Annotated in this window: 2 protein-coding genes; both read left to right on the top strand. The window is 66.6% G+C overall.

The genetic code is table 11. The features are described from left to right. The coding region (locus tag ACFWR9_RS42600) for a phosphopantetheine-binding protein (RefSeq protein WP_383853049.1) at positions 1-573 on the top strand (573 nt) is incomplete at its 5' end. Beyond that, the coding region (locus tag ACFWR9_RS42605) for a condensation domain-containing protein (RefSeq protein WP_383853052.1) at positions 570-2,153 on the top strand (1,584 nt) is incomplete at its 3' end. The genes ACFWR9_RS42600 and ACFWR9_RS42605, both read left to right, overlap by 4 nt.

Genomic DNA, 2,153 nt, shown 5'->3' on the forward strand with positions numbered 1-2,153 from the left:
GAGGTGGTGTTGGGGTCTCATGTGGGGGTGGGGCAGGTGGTGGTGGTTCCGCGTGAGGATGTGCCGGGGGATGTGCGGCTCGTGGCCTACGTCGTGCCGGCGCATGAAGAGGGAACTGGGGCGGGCGAGGACCTGACCGCGGAGCTTCGGGCATTTGCCGCCGGGCGGCTCCCCGGCTCCATGGTTCCCTCTGCGTTCGTTTCCCTGCCACATTTCCCCTTGACCGCAAATGGCAAGCTCGACCGTGCTGCCCTGCCCGCTCCGGAACACGGAGCCGCAGGCGGTGGCCGTGAGCCGGCCACACGGGAAGAACGCCTCTTGTGCGAGGCATTCGCGACGGTGCTCGGGTTGGACCGGGTCGGGGCGGATGACGACTTCTTTGAACTTGGCGGACACTCCTTGCTCGCGACCCGCCTGGTTTCTCAGATACGGGCGGTCCTTGGGGCCGAGGTAGAGATGCGGACGCTGTTCGAGGCACCGACGCCGGCGGCACTCACGGTGCGACTTGGAAGTGAGCGGAAACCTGCCCGGCCGCCTTTGCGGCCCATGCGTAAGGAGGGGGAAGCCCGATGACTCCGTTGTCTTTTGCCCAGCGGCGGTTGTGGTTCCTGGCGCAGCTGGAGGGGCCGAGCGCGACCTACAACATGCCGGTTGTGCTGCGTCTGGAGGGTGCCCTGAATATTGGGGCGTTGCAGGCGGCAATGAGTGACGTGATCTCCCGGCATGAGGTGTTGCGGACGGTTTTCCCTTCCCTTTCCGGAGAGCCGTATCAGCAGATCCTGGCTGCCGGTGAGGTGGGGGAGGTGTTGAGGGTCAGGCGGGCCACCGAGGGAGAGGTGGCGGGTCTGGTGGCGGAGGAGACCGGGCGTGGGTTTGATCTGTCGGCCGAGGTGCCGCTGCGTGGGTTACTGATCGATATCGGTGCGCACAGGCATGTGCTGGCGGTCGTGCTCCATCACATCGCGGGGGACGCCTGGTCCATGGGGCCGTTGGCGCGGGACATCTCGGTCGCGTACGCCGCGCGGTGCGACGGCCGTGCGCCCGATTGGGAGCCGCTGCCCGTGCAGTACGCGGACTACACCCTCTGGCAGCGTGAAGTGCTCGGTGAGGAGGACGATCCGGGCAGTGTGCTGGCGGAGCAGGTGGGCTACTGGCGTCGAGCGCTCGCGGGGGCGCCCCAGGAACTGGTGCTGCCGGTGGACAAGCCGCGGCCGGCGATGGCTTCGCACCGGGGTCACACGGTGCCGCTTGAAGTCCCGGCGGAGGTGCATGCCCGGCTGGCATTGCTGGCGCGGGAGCAGGGCGTCACGCTGTTCATGGTGGTGCAGGCTGCGCTGGCCGTGCTGCTGGAGCGGTTGGGCGCGGGGGACGACATCCCGATCGGTACAGCGGTTGCCGGACGCACGGATCAGGCACTGGATGACCTGGTCGGCTTCTTCGTCAACACTCTGGTGCTGCGCACCGATATGTCAGGTGACCCGACCTTCAGCGAGCTGCTGGCACGGGTGCGGGAGACGAGTCTTGCTGCCCTCGACCACCAGGACGTGCCGTTCGAGCGGCTCGTGGAACTGCTGGCACCAGATCGGTCTCTTGCCCGCCATCCGTTGTTCCAGGTGATGCTCAGCGTTCGAAACACGGGGCAGGCGACGCTTCAGCTCGCCGGTTTGCGTGCCCAGATGATGATTGAGCATGAACTGCCCTCTCGATTTGATCTTGATGTGTCGTTGGGTGAGGTGGTTGATGGTGAGGGACGTCCTGGGGGTTTGCGCGGGTCGCTGACGGGATCGGCGGATCTGTTCGACGCCGGCACCGTGGAGCGGATCGGACGCTGGTTGGTGCGGGTGCTGACGGTGGCGGTGACGTCGCCTCAGATGCGGCTTGGGCAGGTCCATGTCCTGTCCGAGGCCGAGCGCCTTCAGGTGGTGGCGGGCTGGAATGACACGGGTGTGTCGGTGCCTGACGTGACCTGGGTGGAGTTGTTCGCGGAGCAGGTAGCGCGGACTCCGGATGCACCGGCGGTGGTAGGTGGGGAGGAGACGCTGTCGTATGAGGAGTTGAATGAGCGGGCGTCGCGGTTGGCGGGTGTGTTGAGGGGGCGTGGGGTGGGGTTGGAGTGTGTGGTGGGGGTGTTGTTGGAGCGGTCGGTTGATTTG

This window comes from Streptomyces sp. NPDC058534, from assembly GCF_042717365.1.
Lineage (GTDB): Bacteria > Actinomycetota > Actinomycetes > Streptomycetales > Streptomycetaceae > Streptomyces.